This window comes from Arenibacter catalasegens, from assembly GCF_002909235.1.
GTDB lineage: Bacteria > Bacteroidota > Bacteroidia > Flavobacteriales > Flavobacteriaceae > Arenibacter > Arenibacter catalasegens.
The window spans coordinates 262,805-280,761 of record NZ_PHQQ01000002.1; the positions used below are offsets into that span (position 1 = coordinate 262,805).

At 38.6% G+C, this 17,957-nt stretch carries 13 protein-coding genes; 4 read left to right on the forward strand and 9 right to left on the reverse strand.

Annotated elements, in window-relative coordinates; genetic code table 11:
• Positions 1-67: 67 nt before the first annotated feature.
• The 3 genes from metK to CWD90_RS03045 all read right to left on the reverse strand — a co-directional run bounded on the left by metK (position 68) and on the right by CWD90_RS03045 (position 5,153).
• Entirely contained in the window at positions 68-1,324 is a 1,257-nt protein-coding gene (gene metK / locus CWD90_RS03035; protein ID WP_103474445.1) for a methionine adenosyltransferase, read from the reverse strand.
• 245 nt (positions 1,325-1,569) lie between these two features.
• The gene (locus tag CWD90_RS03040; protein ID WP_103474446.1) at positions 1,570-4,257 is read right to left on the reverse strand and encodes a TonB-dependent receptor; all 2,688 of its coding nucleotides are present in this window, start codon (positions 4,255-4,257) and stop codon (positions 1,570-1,572) included.
• Between the two features lie 53 nt (positions 4,258-4,310).
• Positions 4,311-5,153, reverse strand: coding sequence for a GLPGLI family protein (locus tag CWD90_RS03045; RefSeq protein WP_103474447.1), 843 nt, complete (start codon positions 5,151-5,153; stop codon positions 4,311-4,313).
• A gap of 199 nt (positions 5,154-5,352) precedes the next feature.
• Here CWD90_RS03045 and CWD90_RS03050 point away from each other — a divergent pair, with 199 nt between their 5' ends.
• The gene (locus tag CWD90_RS03050) at positions 5,353-5,967 is read left to right on the forward strand and encodes a deoxynucleoside kinase (RefSeq protein ID WP_103474448.1); all 615 of its coding nucleotides are present in this window, start codon (positions 5,353-5,355) and stop codon (positions 5,965-5,967) included.
• Between the two features lie 71 nt (positions 5,968-6,038).
• Here the strand turns inward: CWD90_RS03050 and CWD90_RS03055 are convergent, their stop codons facing one another.
• The 6 genes from CWD90_RS03055 to CWD90_RS03080 all read right to left on the reverse strand — a co-directional run bounded on the left by CWD90_RS03055 (position 6,039) and on the right by CWD90_RS03080 (position 15,187).
• Complete coding sequence (locus CWD90_RS03055) at positions 6,039-7,061, reverse strand: App1 family protein (RefSeq protein ID WP_103474449.1); 1,023 nt, start codon at positions 7,059-7,061, stop codon at positions 6,039-6,041.
• Positions 7,062-7,079: 18 nt separating this feature from the next.
• Entirely contained in the window at positions 7,080-8,330 is a 1,251-nt protein-coding gene (locus tag CWD90_RS03060; protein WP_103474450.1) for an MgtC/SapB family protein, read from the reverse strand.
• Between the two features lie 85 nt (positions 8,331-8,415).
• Positions 8,416-10,830 carry a sodium-translocating pyrophosphatase gene (locus CWD90_RS03065; protein ID WP_103474451.1) on the reverse strand — a complete coding sequence of 805 codons (2,415 nt, stop codon included), beginning with the start codon at positions 10,828-10,830 and terminating at the stop codon, positions 8,416-8,418.
• Positions 10,831-10,944: 114 nt separating this feature from the next.
• Positions 10,945-11,475, reverse strand: coding sequence for an inorganic diphosphatase (locus tag CWD90_RS03070; RefSeq protein ID WP_103474452.1), 531 nt, complete (start codon positions 11,473-11,475; stop codon positions 10,945-10,947).
• Between the two features lie 69 nt (positions 11,476-11,544).
• Positions 11,545-14,040 carry a DUF5686 family protein gene (locus tag CWD90_RS03075; protein ID WP_103474453.1) on the reverse strand — a complete coding sequence of 832 codons (2,496 nt, stop codon included), beginning with the start codon at positions 14,038-14,040 and terminating at the stop codon, positions 11,545-11,547.
• Positions 14,041-14,209: 169 nt separating this feature from the next.
• On the reverse strand, positions 14,210-15,187 hold the full coding sequence (locus tag CWD90_RS03080; RefSeq protein ID WP_103474454.1) for a pyruvate dehydrogenase complex E1 component subunit beta: 978 nt from the start codon (positions 15,185-15,187) through the stop codon (positions 14,210-14,212).
• 186 nt (positions 15,188-15,373) lie between these two features.
• On the opposite strand from CWD90_RS03080, the gene CWD90_RS03085 reads away from it, so the two are divergent.
• The 3 genes from CWD90_RS03085 to CWD90_RS03095 all read left to right on the forward strand — a co-directional run bounded on the left by CWD90_RS03085 (position 15,374) and on the right by CWD90_RS03095 (position 17,947).
• The gene (locus CWD90_RS03085; protein ID WP_103474455.1) at positions 15,374-16,120 is read left to right on the forward strand and encodes an electron transfer flavoprotein subunit beta/FixA family protein; all 747 of its coding nucleotides are present in this window, start codon (positions 15,374-15,376) and stop codon (positions 16,118-16,120) included.
• Positions 16,121-16,258: 138 nt separating this feature from the next.
• Positions 16,259-17,227, forward strand: coding sequence for an electron transfer flavoprotein subunit alpha/FixB family protein (locus CWD90_RS03090; RefSeq protein ID WP_103474456.1), 969 nt, complete (start codon positions 16,259-16,261; stop codon positions 17,225-17,227).
• A gap of 90 nt (positions 17,228-17,317) precedes the next feature.
• Complete coding sequence (locus CWD90_RS03095) at positions 17,318-17,947, forward strand: bifunctional nuclease family protein (protein WP_103474457.1); 630 nt, start codon at positions 17,318-17,320, stop codon at positions 17,945-17,947.
• Positions 17,948-17,957: the final 10 nt, after the last annotated feature.

The window sequence follows — 17,957 nt, forward strand, 5'->3', positions numbered from 1 at the left end:
GTGTTTGAACTTTAGGTGTGCAAATATAGGTATGGAAAATTCTTTTCTCCTAATCTTTTTAAAAAAATTATAAATTGAAGGCTTGTTTCACCAAATCAACGGCATCCAATTTCTCCCAAGTAAATAATTCCACTTCTTTTTCTATACGCCCATTATAAGGCGATTCGAAAACCTTTACAACAAATTTAGGCTCCTTGCCCATGTGCCCATAAGCTGCTGTTTCCAAATAAATTGGATTTCTAAGTTTCAATCGTTCCTCAATGGCAAACGGGCGCATGTCGAACAATTGTGCGACTTTTTTAGCAATCTCACCATCACTCAAACCAACTTTAGACGTCCCATAGGTATCCACAAATATTGAGGTTGGCTCTACTACGCCAATGGCGTAACTTACCTGAACCAACATTTCATCAGCAACACCGGCAGCTACAAGATTCTTGGCGGCATGCCTTGCCGCGTATGCAGCACTGCGATCCACTTTACTGGGGTCCTTTCCACTAAAGGCACCTCCGCCATGGGCACCTTTGCCTCCATAGGTATCCACAATGATCTTTCTTCCAGTTAAACCAGTATCACCATGGGGCCCACCAATTACAAATTTCCCTGTTGGATTGATATGATATTTTATAGTGTCGTTAAAAAGTTTCTGTATATTCTCCGGTAATTGTTCTCTTACTCTTGGAATTAGAATTGAGATAATATCCTTTTTAATTTTGGCCAACATCAGTTCATCGTCCTTATCAAACTCATCATGTTGGGTAGAGACTACAATAGTGTCTATACGTTGCGGCACATTATCATCGGAATATTCAATAGTTACCTGTGCCTTTGCATCCGGCCTTAGATAGGTTATACTATCCCCAACCCTTCTCAAATCGGCCAAAACCTGTAATATCTTATGTGATATATCCAAGGCCAAGGGCATATAATTGTCCGTTTCCTTAGTGGCATAGCCGAACATCATACCTTGATCTCCTGCACCTTGTTCCTCTTTAGAACCACGATCTACTCCCTGGCTTATATCTTTGGACTGCTCATGGATCAATGAAATTACGCCACAAGAATCTCCACTAAACTTATAATCGCCATTCGTATAACCAATCTTATTAATGACATCCCTTGCAATTTGCTGAACATCAAGATAGGTGTGACTTTTAACCTCCCCGGCCAAAACCACTTGACCAGTGGTCACCAAAGTTTCACAAGCCACCTTACTTTCCGAGTCAAAAGCTAAAAAATTATCCAATAATGCATCACTAATTTGATCCGCTATCTTATCTGGATGCCCTTCACTAACCGATTCCGAAGTAAATAAATATGCCATAAATCCTTTCTAAATAAAATTAATAAGAATTTGACGAAGCATGTTAAAGAAGAGTGGATGTTACAGTCTTTAATAGACATAAACAACAGAAACTGCTTTAGCATTTTGTTATGCCGAACCTATTTCAGCACTTGAGGTTGCAATCAGTCAAATCCTTCCTCGATATATTAGGGTACAAAAGTACAAGAATTCTTGACGTATCTAAAAATGTTTAACAACTATTTTAAAATTTACCTTGTTCTATCCTATAAATCATACTTTACCGTGAACAAGACATAACGCGGTTGAATAAAGTAAGAAGAAGTAGTAAAATACAACTCATTGGTGCTATCCCTGTTCAACGTTGCTGTATCCAAAAGGTTAGTGCCTTTAATTCCAAATTCCCAGTGACTGTCTTTTTTCTGATAGGTTAAATTGCCCTCCAAAAAACTATAGGTGTTATCTATGGTATTTTCCTTGTCATTGTACTTATAATAATCATAATCCAAGTTAAAAATAAAGCTTTTTAAAAAGGAGGCATCCAATCTGGCGAAGGGCCTGCTTGTGTAATAGGTAGTAGCAAGTCCACCATTATCATAATTATTTACCGAATATCCATACCCCACCTCTAGATTGGGGGCATCCTTAAAATTGGTAGCCAGTGAAGAGGTATAATTTTGAGTAAACGATTCCGATTTTCTTGGTTGCAAATCTATGATGTTATTTGTGGCGGACCAGGATACATTGGCCCCTACAGATGCCTTTATTTTTCCAAAAGTACGTTGATACCTGCTATTGGCACTTAAGGATTCATCTTCCAAGTTTGAGTTTATGGTAGTGCCAATCCTATTAATACCTATAATTTCCGAAGCACTTTTAAGCGCATCTATTCGTTTCGTATACGTAACATTGGCAAATATGTTGGTAAAATTAAACATATTGAAACTAAAAAAGTTCAAAGATAAGTTATGGTTCAAAGCGCTTTCCAGGTCCCTATTACCAGAATAAACCGAATTGTAGTTATTAAGGACATAGGCTTCGGCAAAATTATTGACATCAGTAAAAGATCTTGAAACCCTATAATTAAATCGAATGTTTTCCGATTTTTTTAGTTGTGCGTTAATATATAGGTCAGGCAGCAGCGCGGTTAGATTATCCTTTACCGTTGTTCCCAACTGGGTATTGTTAGCCCCGTATTGATGCAATGTAGCGCCTGGATTAAAAGTAAAAATTCCCGCAATTACCTTGTAATGAAAACCTAAATACAAATCCGAAATGGAATAGGTAACATCATTGTTAAATTCGGTTTCCGTAAAATCCAATGCTTCTCCCCCATCCAATATTTGAAAAATATTTGAATTAAAATTTTGACGACTCTGAGTGGTGCCCAAGGTAAATTGTAAATTACTTTTCATACCTGTAACCAAATAATAGTCCACCTTGGCATCCACCTTGTTGGTTATTGTATTTTTACCTTGGTTTAGGTTGTAGATATTCTGACCTTCATCTACTGGAAATATGTCCGTAAACGCAAAATTATCCCTAATGGCATTATAAAAAGGATCTTCATCCTGATAGACATGTTGGGCCTCAAAGGCAATAATATTTTTTGTGTTTAGGGAGGTATAGTAAATATTGGCATTTTGACTTATAGAAATTGGTTTCTGCTTCTTGGTTTCCGTAATTTCATCCGTAATATTGGAAATGGAAAGCACATTCTGCAATTCATAGTCGTCCGATTTCTTTAAAAGTACATCGTAATCAATTTGCAATCTTTCATTGGGTTTATAAACGGAACTAAATTTGGCCAAACCCAAATGTGCGGTTTGATCTGTTGCCGTGGTGGCATCCTCCGTCTCGTTGGAGGATATATAAACTCGTCGAGTTTGGTTTTCCATCAAGGTCCCTGTATAGGAATAAACACCAAAACCACTTAAATCCCAATTTTCTATGGGGGAGTAACTAAAGTTGACCGCAGCAAACTTCGTGTTTATATTCTTGGCCCTATTGTTTTGAAGACTGGAAAGCCCCAATCCATCGCCTCCAATATCTATTGAACTTCCACTTGTACTACCTAAGTTTCTAAATCCACCTGTAAAGCTTTGGTAATCCCTCCTATTAAAAGGTGCTTCACCTATATTATTAAGATCGGTAATTATGTTTATACTATAATCAGGACTGTAATAAAATAGTTTTGGATGGGCCAAATAACTATCGTTGGTACCATACCCTGCAGTTATTTCACCAAACCAAAAATTCTTTTTCCCTTTCTTGAGTTTTATATTCAGGGCCACATTGTCCGTATCATTGGTTAGCCCCTTCATCTGGGTTACTTCATTAAAATTTCTTAGCACCTCTATTTTATCAAGGGCATTGGCTGGAATATTGTCTGCGGCCAACTTGGAATCCCCGTCAAAAAAATCCTTGCCCTCTACCATTACTTTGGTAACCCTTTTACCCTCCACCTCTATTTGCCCGTCGTCATTAATTTCCACACCAGGTAAATTGGCCAATACATCCTTTAACTTCTTTTCGGTACCTGTTACAAAAGAATCCGTATCATAAACTATAGTATCGCCCCGGACAGAAATAGGCATCTCATAAGTTACCTCAACCTCATCCAGTTGGTTGGTTTGTTCATATAGAACAATATCTTTATTAGCATCGTTGGTAGGTGCCGTAAAGGAAAAATCCTCCGTTTTAAAACCTAAATAACTAATACGAACGTTAAAATTGGCGCCCGATTTTAAGTTTAGCTTATACAACCCACTATGATTTGTGATGCCGTACGATTCCAATGCCTTTGTTTCCGTATTTATGGCGATAACATTTGCCATATCGATTCCTACTCCTGTAGAATCCTTAACTATTCCCGTAAGGGTAATTTCCTGTGAAAAAGCCGTTGAAAAAATGCAAAAGGCAGCCAGTAACGAATATAAATTCTTTTTATACATCTCTAAAGAGTAAAATAAAAATGATTAATTATGAAAATAAGTACCAGGGATTATTAAGGCCTTCCCCCTCCGCCTCTGTTACCTCCACCACCACCACGACGGAAATTCTGCCTCATTTCTGCCATCTTTTCCTTGGAAATTTCATCATATTCCTCTTGGGTAACCGTTTTTCCCTTACTGGGTGCCTTTATCTCTTTCTTCTCCGTTGGATTGAGCACTAATTTTGTACACAGTATAACTGTAATATCATCCTTTACTTCCAAAATAATACCAGGAAGCCCCCAGTACTCCCCTGGGCCTTGATTTACTGGAACATCTGGCGTATACCAAGCAATTATCTCGATTTCCTTTTCTGTGAATTCTTCTTCTTTGTTTTCATTATTATCCCTACCCCTACTAAAAATTGCCCGTATATTGGGTCTTTTTATAGTTTTGGTGGCCGTAGCCTTAAAGGCGGTATAATTACCAATCTGTTTTGACTCTCCTCCAAGTTTCCACTCCAATTTTGGCAATTCATCATCAACCAAAAAAATCTTTCCAAAAAGGTCATTTTTAACTAAATACCTACCTTCTTTCACATCCTTGTAATAATCGCCACCGGCTCCGCCCATCATTCCAAATCGACCACCACCTCTTTCATTGCCTGGTTGCTCCAATCTTTCTTCTTCCTTATAAATAGAGGCGGATTTGTCAAAGGTTAAAATATAGGTCCGTTCGTTGGCTGCCTTAATCCTTTGCATTATTTCCTTCTTGCGATCTTCGGGTATTTGCCGACCGTCAAAATCCATATTTACCGTGGTCTTACTAAAATAAGTTGCTTCGCCCTGAAAGTCCTGGGCATAAATTCCAATTTGCGATGCAACTAGCATCAAAGAGAAAAAATAGAAATTTTTCATTATTTTACATTTTAAGTCAACCTTAAGACTACAATTATAGGTTATGGTTTAATCAGAAAACCAATAAAAAAAACAATTATCCCTCCGTATAAGTTTTTTATCGGATAATCTATCAAAGATTTTAACATACACACGATATCTCGTATATTGTACCACTTAATTATAAGTGAGCACAACACTAACCATAATTACAAAACCTATGCATATCGCCGTTGCAGGAAATATTGGGGCTGGCAAAACCACCTTGACCAAACTATTATCGAAACACTACCAATGGGAAGCCCAATTTGAAGATGTAGTTGACAATCCTTATCTGGACGATTTTTACAATCAAATGGAGAGATGGAGCTTTAATCTCCAGATTTACTTTTTAAATAACAGATATAGACAAATAATACAGATTAGAAAAGGCGGTAAAGACACCATACAGGATCGTACCATTTATGAGGATGCACATATTTTTGCGCCAAACCTCCACGCCATGGGGTTAATGACGAACAGGGATTTTAACAACTATACCAGTCTTTTTGAATTGATGGAAACATTGGTGCAACCCCCAGACCTACTGATTTATTTAAGAAGTTCCATTCCCAATTTGGTAAATCAAATTCATAAAAGGGGACGAGAATATGAAAATAGTATTTCCATTGAATATTTAAGTAGATTGAACGAGCGCTATGAGGCTTGGGCCGAAAGTTATGGAAAAGGCAATCTCTTGGTCATTGATGTAGATAAACTTAATTTTGTTGACGAGCCCGAAGATTTAGGTTTGGTGATCAATAAAATTGACGCCGAGATCAACGGCCTGTTTTAAATCTTAAGACTTTATTAGAGATTAAAATACCCTGGTTTACTGAAACGAGTTTTATACAACAAGGAAAAGATTTACTTTTTAATGATCAGTCCCTGTTCTTTGGCATGTTTTATAGCCTGATCACTATCCTCTACCAATAGTACGGGTATGGCTTTGTTGTCCTGAAACAAACCAACTACCCGTAACATTTTTTTCTTATGCTTAACACTACGTAAATAAATGGCCTTGATCCTATTTGGAAACCTTTGGGCAATTTCCAAATAGATATCTGCATCTTTCTCGCCACCATCTCCAATAAGTACAAAAGAAAGTCTGGGATAAGTTTTAAGGATATTTAAAATTTCGTTGATTTTATGTGGTCGATCATCGGGGCCCTTTAACTTTTTTCTTTTAAAAAATGAGCTTAAGCTCCTCAATAAAATGGGGCCTTTTGGAAAATTGTTATTCTTTAAAAAAAACTCTAGATATAGATATAGATTCCAAGGACTGTTACTTACATAAAAAATAGGGTTCGCCTTATCTCCAGAATCCCCTCTATGCAACAAATGATAAAATTCCGGCGCCCCAGCTAGGGGAATCCTTCTTTCCGGGGTTTTTAAGAAAGTATTGTACAAAACACGCCATTTTAATAAGGACACCATACCGGTTTGCAGAATGGTATCATCAATATCACTGATAACCCCAAAATCGGCATCCTTAGAAGGAATCAACATTTCCCCAGGAAATCGGTTTTCAAGCTGAATATTTCTCTTTAGGGATCTATCGGCATATGAAACCTCAAATGCCAACCACCCTTCCTTATTGCACATGGATTGCAAATCGGTTTTATCCAGGGCCAGCAGAAAATAACCTTCCTTATCCGTTTCAAACTCATTTAAAGCACCATTGGGAAGCTTTATTTCTAGAGTACAGTTTCCTATTACATCTGTCTCAAAGCGTTTCCAGGAATTAATTAAAAGGTGGATAAAATTCTTCTTGGTAAGGTCAATATTTTCGTCTTCCAAGGCACGTCCCTTAACATACAAATGCGTATTGGAGCCATATGTTTGAAAAACAATAATCTGTAAAGGGTCTCGACTACTAAATAATCCCATAGTTTAAAAATATAAATTCTATGGCCATAACCAGATTAATAACACTCCTGCAGTAATAGCAATTCCGAAGGCAATTGCGATCCATCGCCCTAACTGTTTACTTCCCAACACGCTAGCCACAACCCCCTTAAAAGCTAAATTGGACATGGAGGCAATAAGAATAAGTCGCCAGCCAGTGGATGTGTTCAATGTTTCGGTTTTTATAAGTTGGGACAAAGAAAGGGTAATGGCATCTACATCCGTTAACCCGCTAATGATTGCAACCAGATACAAAGCCTCGTTCCCGAACTCCTCCTTGGCAAATGCTACGGCCAATAAAATAGCACCATAAAGCAATCCAAAGATCAATGCACTTTTAAACTGGGCGGGATTATTTGGCTCTGGCATTCTATCAGTATCCGAATCTTTATTTATACTGTAAAACAATCCAACGCATACAACGGCCATAACCACAAATTCCAACAATAAAGGCAGTAGCATTTCAGGCACTTTTTCCGGCACTACTACACCCACTTCCACCATTACCCTAGCTAAAGCAATTGCCGAAGCAGTTGTAATTACAAAGGCTGCCATTTTGCTTATAGATGCAGTATCTCTAGTTTTACGGGCATAACTTACTGTAGTTGCCGTGCTGCTAATCAAGCCTCCTAAAACACCATTTGAAATAATTCCAACTTTCTTTCCTACGAACTTATAAATAAAATACCCTAAGATGCTCAACCCTACAATAAGGGTTATCATTAACCAAATGTTTTGAGGATTTAGCACCTCATATGGTCCATAGGTTTTATTTGGCAGAATAGGCAGCACCACCAATGATATACCAGCAAAGGTCATTATGGCCGCCAGATCCTTTTCCTGTAGTTTATCTATAAATCCATGCAATCTTTCCTTTACATAGAGTAGCACTGCCATGGAAGTACCCATTATTACACCCAAAACCCTATCGCCCATCACCAAATAAGCTCCTATAGCAAACATCATCAAGGCAGCCACTTCCGTTGTCTGTCCAATATCCGGATTAGTAAATGTCTTTAATTTAATTATGTTGGCAACTATCAGTAAACCGGTTACAGCTATACCGAGAACCGGTAAAATAAACGGATTTTGATAATCCCTACTTAAGAATCCCGCCAATACACCCAAAACGGCAATAAGGGTAAATGTCCTTACCCCTACCATTTCACTATTGGCTTTCTGACGCTGAAGACCTACCAGCAGCCCTAATCCAAAGGCAATACCCAATGTGCTTAAATCATGATAATCCATTTACCGTAACGTATTAACAACCCTAAAAGTAAAAACCCCGATCAACGGGGTTTTTAAGATAATACCAAAAAATAAGTTATACAACTTACTTATTAATCTCTACCTTTTCTATTACGACTTTACTTCCGTTCTTATTGGATTTTACTGTAGTATTTTCAAAAGCTTCCAGCTGGACCTTTACTTCTTCAGCCGTTCCTTTAAACGTTTTCTCCTCTTTTTTGGTCTCACCATTTACTGTTGTGGTATAGGTAATAACGGCTTGAGCCAATTCCGGGGATTTCACATTCATTTCCATCTGTACATCTTGCTCTGTCAATCCTGTCTCAGCATGACCTCCTAATATGGGGGCAATTACCAACCCTATTAAACAGGTAAGTTTAATAAGAATGTTCATCGAAGGACCTGAGGTATCCTTAAATGGATCACCAACCGTATCCCCTGTTACAGCTGCTTTATGGGCATCCGATCCCTTATAAGTCATTTCACCGTTAATTTCAACACCAGCTTCAAAAGATTTCTTTGCGTTATCCCAAGCACCACCGGCGTTATTTTGGAATATGGCCCAAAGTACACCAGAAACGGTAACCCCTGCCATATAACCACCCAACATTTCAGCAATCATCTGATTGTCGCTTCCATAAACCAATTTACCTAAAAGAACAATTGCTATAGGGAAGCCAATGGTCAGAATTCCTGGCAACATCATTTCGCGAAGGGCCGCCTTGGTAGAAATATCCACACACTTGGCATAATCAGGTTTTCCTGTACCCTCCATAATACCAGGAATTTCCTTGAACTGTCTACGCACTTCGTAAACCATATCCATAGCCGCTTTACCTACAGAATTCATGGCCAATGCCGAAAAAACTACTGGAATCATGCCTCCTACAAACAACATGGCAAGAACTGGTGCCTTAAAAATGTTAATTCCGTCGATACCTGTAAAGGTTACATAAGCTGCGAATAAGGCCAATGAAGTCAATGCAGCAGAGGCAATTGCAAATCCCTTTCCTGTAGCTGCCGTGGTATTCCCTACGGAATCCAATATATCTGTACGTTCCCTTACAATAGGATCTTGCTCACTCATTTCCGCAATACCACCGGCATTATCAGAGATAGGTCCAAACGCATCAATAGCCAATTGCATGGCTGTAGTAGCCATCATTGCTGAAGCTGCTAATGCTACCCCATAAAAACCTGCCAAGGCGTAGGAAGACCAAATTGCCGCAGCGAATATTAGAACAGTTGGAAATGTAGAAATCATCCCCGTTGCTAAACCGGCAATAACATTGGTTCCGGCACCAGTACTGGATTTTTGCACTATGGCCATTACCGGCTTTGTACCCAATCCTGTATAATATTCAGTAACTGAGGAAATAACCCCACCTACAACCAAACCAATAACAGTGGCATAAAACACCCTTATGGAAGAAATATCCTTTAACCCTTCACCAAAAAACTCCATTTGCATGGTTTCTGGCAGCATATACTTTACCAACACAAAGCAGGCAATCAAGGTTAACGCTATAGAAGCCCAGTTGCCAATATTCAAGGCACCTTGCACTTCCTTTTCCTTGGCATCGTTGTTTTTTATTTTAACCAACATTGTTCCTATAATGGAAAAAATAATTCCAAAGCCAGCAATGGCCATGGGCAATAAAATAGGTCCTATTCCACCAAAGGCATCCTGAATGGCACCGCCCATGTCTTTAATAACGTAATTTCCGAGCACCATAGCCGCCAATACGGTAGCCACATACGAACCAAATAAATCGGCCCCCATACCTGCAACATCCCCAACATTGTCACCAACGTTATCTGCAATAGTAGCTGGGTTACGTGGATCATCCTCAGGAATTCCTGCCTCTACCTTACCAACCAAATCCGCCCCTACATCGGCCGCTTTGGTATAAATACCTCCACCAACTCTCGCGAACAAGGCTATGGATTCTGCCCCTAAAGAAAAACCTGCCAATGTTTCAAGAACTATCGTCATGTCTTCTGTTGAAGTCCATGTACCGTTCATAAAGAAGTGAAATAAGAGTATAAAAGCAGTTGTTAAACCCAATACGGCCAAACCTGCAACTCCAAGTCCCATGACAGTTCCTCCACCGAAGGAAACTTTTAATGCCTGTGGCAAACTGGTACGAGCAGCCTGTGTTGTTCTAACATTAGTTTTTGTTGCTATTTTCATTCCCATATTACCCGCCAGTGCAGAAAAGAATGCTCCAAAAATGAAAGCTACTACTATAAGAATATGTGTAGTAGGTACTATAAATGAAATTGCAGCCAATGCAATACTGGCCCCTATAACGAAGATGGTCAATAATTTATATTCTGCCTTAAGAAAAGCCAAGGCCCCTTCATAGATATAATCTGAAATTTCTTTCATTTTTCCATCTCCAGCATTCTGCTTTAATACCCAAGACCTTTTTACCGCCATAAAAGCAAGACCTACCAATGCCATAATTATTGGCAAGTAAATAATTATTGATTCCATTTGTTTGATTGTTTGTTATATAATTTGAGGGGCAAAAATAGTAAAATATGGGAGAATAAAAAAAGCAATATCACTTCCATGATATTGCTTTTTGACTTTTTAAAAAATTAAGGTTTAATACTTTATGCTTACATCTTGTTTTGGCACATCGCTATCCTTGAACCTTTGTATACATTTTGCTACAATTTCCCTAGCTTCTTGTTGCTCTCCCCATCCACCAACATCGACTTTTTTCTTTTCCAAATCCTTATAAACCTTAAAGAAATGTTCTATTTCCTTTATTAAATGCGGATTTAATTCATTTAAATCATTGATTTTGTTCCAAATCGGATCTGATACCGGCACACAAATTACCTTTTCATCCGGGCCTTTCTCATCAGTCATGTGAAAGACACCAATAGGTTTAACTTCCATAACACATCCAGGAAACGTTGCTTCCGTAACCAAAACCAGCACGTCCAATGGATCGCCGTCCAAGGCCAGAGTTTCCGGCACAAAGCCATAATCAGCAGGATACATCATGGATGAAAAAATCATTCTATCGTATCTTATCTTCTTTAAGGCAAAATCGTATTCATACTTATTCCTACTCCCTTTTGGTATTTCAATCAATACATCGAACGACGTAATTTCTTCACTGCTCATATGGTTATGTTTAATCTTACAATTTTCTAAAATAACAAAATAATATCAGGTAACGGACAATTAAATACATTAGAAGTGAAATCCGAAAGATCCCGTTACCCCAAAAGACCTAGCACCGGGGTTTTCCAAATAATTGCCCCTAAAGTTAAAATCTATTCTTAATATCTTCAATATATTGCCAACACCCACGGAGTACTCCCAATATATCTTATCATTTGGTGCCATCAACGGAATGTTTGCCGGTGAGCTCAAGGCCTTATTTTCGTCCGAAAGTTCGCCCCAAACACCCCTTAGACCAACTATTTCTCTCAAATTCCAGTTTCTCATAAAAGGAATTCGAGAAAGGAACCTACCATTAAAGTTGTGTTCCAAATGGGCCGATACATAGGTATCGGTTACAAATTCGTAAAAATCAAGATTGGAAAAGGTATTGTACACGGAGAAAAAGGTTTGGTTTCCAGGTATGGCATTAAGCAAGCCCAATGGCACCTCTCCGTAAGTTTTACCAATTTCCACCGTACTTAGCAATCTTCCAATACCTCCAACTTGCCAAGGTTGGGTATAACTAAATTGCACCTTTTTATAATCGAAATCACTATCAATAAAGTTTTTAATTCCGTTGGTATAGGATAAAAACAAGGTACTGTAGTTATCATTCACATCCCTTCTTTCCACCCCATTGCCTATGGTTCTTTTTCCGGGAGTGTATATTAGAATTGTAGAGAGATCAAATTGATTAATTTCTGAAGATAAACCTGTGGGTGAAGAAGGGTCTATATAATCTAGATTAAAGGCATTCGGCAAGGCAGAACTAAGTGTTCTATAGGAACCCCCTACCCCTATCCTAAAATTAGTGACAGGCTCCATTTCCAAGTTAAAAGTGCTAAGATCAATATTGGTAAGCCTATCATTGGAACCCACAGTAAACACAGAGGATGAGGCTATACTCCTTCCTAAGACATCGTTAGTGGCCGTTAAACTTATTCCCAATTGTTCTATATCCCTACGTTTACCACCTGAAATTATAAACCTGGATTTCTTATCCACCAGCCATTTCCCGGAAATTCCATACTTAAATTTATCGTCCCCAAAACCATAGGCAACGTAACCTTGAAGTCGCCATGGATCATTTTGTCCAAAATAGGTTCTTGCCCCTGCCCTGAGACGTATCCCTTCCGCTTCATTGTAGCCAAAAACACTATAAACATCACCCAGGTCCAAATTCCACTTATCTATCTCCACAAAGCCGGAACCCAAGATACTCACTATATTATAGTAGCTTTTAAATTTGGGCACCGTTTTTAAGGTATCCAACAATTTATATATCCCTTTTTCATCAGCATTTAAAGACTCTAACCTATTGGTTGCCCAGAAATCATCTTCCTTGTTTAAGACCAGCGGGTCAAAGGGATCAGTTTTTGCCCTGTAAAATTCATTTGGCTTGGGCTGATCAAATTTATAGTCCCCGTAGACCGTAGTCCTCTTACCATATACCCCCCGTGAATTTTCTTTTTTATTAAAGCTGAAATCGGACAACATATAATCCCTGGTCAACAGAAAAACGGAATCATTGACCACATCAAACTCCTGTTCAATATAAATCTCCTTGACCCAGTTAATATTGGCACTTTTGGTAACGGCTAAATTTATATTCTTCACCGCATAAGTAGTGTCATTCACCCAAAAGTCACCTTTAAAGGTCAATTCATTCTTTCTACGCGGATAGTAGATAATATTATAGCACCATTTGTTATCTATATAGGCACTATCTGCCAAGACATAGTTATAGGTATCAACACCGGTTTTAGACAAGGGACTGGTAAAACTCTTATCGAAAAATTTCAAATAATTATTATATATATCGTAATCGGAATACAAATCGGCTATAAAAGCAATTATTGCCTGATTATTGTTAAATCCCGAATTCTTGCTGCCAAGCACATCTTCCTTTACCGCGCCCGTCTCATTGTTGCCATATACCTTGGCGAAGGTTTCGTTCAAAAAAATTGGCAAATAGGTCTTCCCTGTTATCCGTGAGGTATCCAAATCATTAAAAACAAATTCAAGCCCCCTAAAAACCCTACTTTTCATTAAGGCACTATCTATAGTATTCAGGTCAAACTCTACCTTTTCGTATTTGTCAAACTGATATTGTTTAAACATATGGACCCCATTTTTCCGCTTTTTGGCCCATATTTTTTTTAGGATATCTATGGCTGGATTATTTTTCTTGTCAGTTTTGCCAAAATAAACTACCACCTCATCCAACTGCTCACTGGACTCTGCCAGTACAATATTCATATTGTAGGTGACTTTTGATGTAAGGGTTATTTCTTTGGTTTCATAACCAATAAAAGACACCAATAAGGTCGTATAGGTATTGTCTGATTCCATATAAAACCGCCCATTATCATTGGTAATGGTCCCTTCCGAAGAATCCTTGAACAAAACATTGGCAAAGGCAACAGGTTCGCCCATTTCGTCCAGTACTATACCGCCAACTTTAGTCTGGGATATGGATAATTGAACTATAAATAAAAAAAAGATTATAAGGTTTCTTGTCATTTTATAATATAAACGGACTTCTAAAAATATAGTTCCTTTCCGTTAAATTTGAGAACCGAACCAATAGACGTAACCTACGTACTATTCTTACCTATTTAAATTGATTTATAATATAAAAGCTTCGTCAACCATAAGTTAACGAAGCTAATAGTCTAATTTAAGATACGGTTTACTTGTACAATACTTTTTTAACCGCCTTTACAACATCTTCATAATTTGGCAACCATTCCGCCAACAATACTGGAGAATATGGTGCTGGAGTATCTGCTGTGTTGATCTTCACTATAGGCGCATCCAAATAATCAAATGCGTTGGCCTGAATATGATAAGTAATTTCAGTGGCAACATTGCCAAAAGGCCAAGCTTCCTCCAAAATAACCAATCTATTGGTCTTCTTTACCGATTTTAAAACCGCCTCATAGTCCAATGGCTTAACTGTACGCAAATCAATAATTTCTACGCTTATATTTTCTTTGGCCAATTCTTCGGCCGCTTTATCCGCTTCTTTAATAATTTTACCGAATGATACGATGGTAACATCCGTACCTTCCCTCCTAATATCAGCAACTCCCAATGGGATAGTAAACTCACCTTCTGGAACCTCCCCTTTATCGCCGTACATTTGTTCAGACTCCATAAATATTACCGGATCATTGTCGCGAATTGCAGATTTCAACAAGCCCTTGGCATCTTTTGGGTTTGAAGGAATTACCACCTTAAGTCCAGGACAGTTGGCAAACCAACTCTCAAATGCCTGTGAATGGGTTGCTCCTAATTGTCCAGCTGACCCAGTAGGACCCCGAAATACTATTGGGCAATTAAATTGCCCCCCGGACATTTGCCTAATCTTAGCAGCGTTATTGATAATCTGATCTATCCCGACCAAAGCAAAATTAAAGGTCATAAACTCTATAATTGGTCTATTGCCAATCATAGCAGAACCCACACCTATACCGGAAAACCCAAGCTCGGATATCGGGGTATCTATTATCCTTTCCGGTCCAAACTCCTGTAACATTCCCTTAGAAGCCTTATAAGCTCCGTTATACTCAGCAACTTCCTCACCCATTAAATAAATGGACTCGTCTTTCCTCATCTCCTCGGACATTGCTTCTTGTATAGCCTCCCTAAACTGTAGTGTTTTCATCTGTAAAATGGAATCTTTATATTAAAATGCTAAAAGCGCAAGCAAAAATAGGAAATAATATGTCAAAATTAAGTGGTTCATAATTAAAAATACTTCAAAAAAATACTATGCATGCATAGTATTTTTAAAAATTATTAAGTATCTTAGCCTCCATTTCTTAATTAACGGTCAACAAAATATTAATTTATGAAAATTTTAGTATGCCTAAGTAATGTCCCCGACACTACTTCCAAAATAAACTTCACTGACGGAGACACAAAGTTTGACACCAATGGGGTTCAATTTGTTATTAATCCCAATGACGAATTTGGTCTTACCCGTGCTATGTGGTTTAAAGAGAAACAAGGTGCTACCGTGCATGTAGCCACTGTAGGCGAGGCTAATACCGAGCCAACCATAAGAAAGGCCCTTGCCATAGGTGCAGACGAAGCCATACGCATAAACGCCATTCCTACCGATGGATATTATGTAGCCGAGCAGTTGGCAGAAATCGTAAAAAACGGAGAATACGACCTTGTGATCGCAGGACGGGAATCTATTGATTACAATGGTGGAATGGTTCCAGGAATCTTAGCTTCTTTGTCAGGAATGAATTTCGTCAATACTTGTATTAGTTTGGACATAGAGGGTAACAATGCCACAGCTATGAGGGAGATCGATGGTGGAAAAGAAAAAATAACGACCATATTGCCATTGGTAATTGGCGGGCAAAAAGGTTTAGTTGCCGAAAGTGACTTAAGAATTCCCAATATGAGAGGAATCATGATGGCACGACAAAAGAAATTAAATGTAGTTGAACCAATTTCGGCCAACAAATCAACAGACGACGTTAAATTTGAGAAGCCAGCACCTAAAGGCCAAGTTAAATTGGTGGATGCCGACAATATAGACGAATTGATCAATCTATTGCACAACGAAGCGAAGGTAATATAAAGTTACCTTTCTTTTAAGAGCTTCCAACAATGACAAAGACTTTAATAGCACTATTGTCATAATTATAAAGAAAAAAATAACAATGCCCAGTAACATTACAACTTTGACACTAGGCGCATATATAAAAAATTAAAAATTATGTCAGTTTTAGTATATACAGAATCCGAAAACGGGAAATTCAAAAAGAATGCCCATGAGGTGGCCTCCTACGCATATGAGGTAGCGAAACAAATGGGCACTACTGCTACAGCAATATCAATTAACGCCAATGAAGCGGAAAGCCTAAGTGACTTTGGCATCTCCAAGGTCTTGAACGTCTCTAATGACCGTCTTAAAACCTTTAACGCAAAAGCATTTGCGGAAGTTGTAAATCAGGCTGCGCAAAAAGAAAGTGCAAAGGTGATTATTCTTAGCTCCAGTGCGGACACTAAATTTTTAGCTCCTATTTTAACAGCCCAATTAAAGGCCGGATATGTGCCCAACGTAGTTTCGGCACCGGAAAGTACTAATCCCTTTAAAGTTAAAAGAACGGTTTTCAGTAATAAGGGATTTGCTTTTACCGAGATTAGTTCTGAAGTTAAAATTATTGGAGTTTCCAACAATGCCTTTGGAAGCAAAGAAAACAAGGCTACTGCCGTAGTTGAAGGCTTTGACCCCAGCTTGGCCGACGATTTGTTTACTACCAAATCCGTAGAAATTGACAAAGTAGCCGGAAAGGCCACTATAGCTGATGCGGACATAGTGGTATCAGGAGGAAGAGGACTTAAAGGCCCGGAAAACTGGGGAATGATAGAGGAATTAGCGGAAGTATTGGGAGCGGCAACAGCATGTTCCAAACCTGTATCTGACCTTGGATGGAGACCTCATGGAGAACATGTTGGCCAAACAGGAAAACCGGTAGCCAGCAATTTATACATTGCCATTGGTATCTCCGGAGCCATTCAACATTTAGCAGGTGTTAGCTCTTCCAAAGTAAAAGTAGTCATAAATACAGACCCTGAGGCCCCATTTTTTAAGGCCGCCGACTACGGTATTGTAGGTGATGCTTTTGAAGTTGTTCCTAAGCTAATCGAAAAATTAAAGGAATTTAAGGCACAAAACGCTTAATTTTTGTTAAATTGTGCCCCTTAAAGGGCTGCTCAAATATACTTGGTCTGTCCAGTATTTTGAACAGCCTTTTTTAGTTGATAAATTTCTATGAGTTTAGTTAGATTAAAAATAAAAGGGATATCCTATAGCCAAACGCAAAATGGTGCCTATGCCCTTATATTGAATGAAGTTGATGGTGACCGCAAACTACCTATCGTCATTGGTGCTTTTGAGGCCCAATCCATAGCCATTGCCCTGGAGAAGGAAATTAAGCCGCCAAGACCGCTTACGCACGACCTTTTTAAAAATTTTGCGGACCGATTTGATATCGTTATAAAGCAGGTTATCATCCACAAACTGGTAGACGGGGTTTTTTATTCGAGCATAATTTGTGAACGCGATAAAATAGAGGAAATCATAGATGCTAGGACAAGTGATGCCATTGCTTTGGCATTAAGGTTCAATGCCCCTATTTTTACCTATAAAACCATTCTGGACAAAGCTGGTATCTTCCTGAAATTTTCTTCAAAAGAGAAGGACAAAGAAGATTCTGACGACAGTATTATGGTTGACGAAATACTTCAAGAAGGAGAAACCGTAGAAATAAATACCGGGGCTTCAGATGGCTACAAAGAACTTAGCCTCGAAGAATTGTATGCGGAGCTGGACAAGGCCGTTGCCAGTGAAGACTACGAAAAAGCCGCTAAACTTAGGGATGAAATCTCCAAACGCAAATAAATTACCTGTA

Bases quoted from the DNA above. Each gene is read 5' to 3' on its own strand.
- metK (WP_103474445.1), bottom strand. From the start codon at position 1,324: ATGGCATATTTATTTACTTCGGAATCGGTTAGTGAAGGGCATCCAGAT.
- CWD90_RS03040 (WP_103474446.1), bottom strand. From the start codon at position 4,257: ATGTATAAAAAGAATTTATATTCGTTACTGGCTGCCTTTTGCATTTTT.
- CWD90_RS03045 (WP_103474447.1), bottom strand. From the start codon at position 5,153: ATGAAAAATTTCTATTTTTTCTCTTTGATGCTAGTTGCATCGCAAATT.
- CWD90_RS03050 (WP_103474448.1), top strand. From the start codon at position 5,353: ATGCATATCGCCGTTGCAGGAAATATTGGGGCTGGCAAAACCACCTTG.
- CWD90_RS03055 (WP_103474449.1), bottom strand. From the start codon at position 7,061: ATGGGATTATTTAGTAGTCGAGACCCTTTACAGATTATTGTTTTTCAA.
- CWD90_RS03060 (WP_103474450.1), bottom strand. From the start codon at position 8,330: ATGGATTATCATGATTTAAGCACATTGGGTATTGCCTTTGGATTAGGG.
- CWD90_RS03065 (WP_103474451.1), bottom strand. From the start codon at position 10,830: ATGGAATCAATAATTATTTACTTGCCAATAATTATGGCATTGGTAGGT.
- CWD90_RS03070 (WP_103474452.1), bottom strand. From the start codon at position 11,475: ATGAGCAGTGAAGAAATTACGTCGTTCGATGTATTGATTGAAATACCA.
- CWD90_RS03075 (WP_103474453.1), bottom strand. From the start codon at position 14,040: ATGACAAGAAACCTTATAATCTTTTTTTTATTTATAGTTCAATTATCC.
- CWD90_RS03080 (WP_103474454.1), bottom strand. From the start codon at position 15,187: ATGAAAACACTACAGTTTAGGGAGGCTATACAAGAAGCAATGTCCGAG.
- CWD90_RS03085 (WP_103474455.1), top strand. From the start codon at position 15,374: ATGAAAATTTTAGTATGCCTAAGTAATGTCCCCGACACTACTTCCAAA.
- CWD90_RS03090 (WP_103474456.1), top strand. From the start codon at position 16,259: ATGTCAGTTTTAGTATATACAGAATCCGAAAACGGGAAATTCAAAAAG.
- CWD90_RS03095 (WP_103474457.1), top strand. From the start codon at position 17,318: ATGAGTTTAGTTAGATTAAAAATAAAAGGGATATCCTATAGCCAAACG.